The following is a 335-nucleotide window of genomic DNA, read 5'->3' as shown; positions in this document are numbered from 1 at the left end:
GCCCAACCAAGGCTTTTATGCCATAATAAATATCGGATAGATGCCAAAGGGAGTCCCTGTTCTGTTAATTTCCCTGCAAATGTATGTCTTAAAAGGTGACATCTAAAGTTAATCCCAGTTTTTTGAGCAAAAGCAGTAGCATAGCCCTGTAAGGTTCGTTTTGATAATCGGAATAAGGGACGATTATCAATTTCTAATTCTTCACGATACTTCCAAACTATTTCTGTTGCTTGCTTGTCGATGATCGGGATACAACGATCACTTCCTCATTTTGCATTTCGGATATCAATGTATAGTGCTTTACCTCGTAAAGTTACATCTTCAACTCTTAAATG

Annotated in this window: 1 protein-coding gene; it reads right to left on the bottom strand. The window is 37.6% G+C overall.

From position 1 onward, the window contains the following. Positions 1-191, bottom strand: a 191-nt coding sequence (locus AOA61_RS33035) for a tyrosine-type recombinase/integrase (protein WP_368731126.1), incomplete at its 3' end; no start/stop codon positions are given. Positions 192-335: the final 144 nt, after the last annotated feature.

The sequence above is a fragment of the Pseudomonas sp. 2995-1 genome (assembly GCF_002742505.1).
GTDB classification, from domain to species: domain Bacteria; phylum Pseudomonadota; class Gammaproteobacteria; order Pseudomonadales; family Pseudomonadaceae; genus Aquipseudomonas; species Aquipseudomonas sivasensis.
Note: the sequence above shows the minus strand (reverse complement) of the source record. Positions and strands in the feature narration are given on the sequence as shown.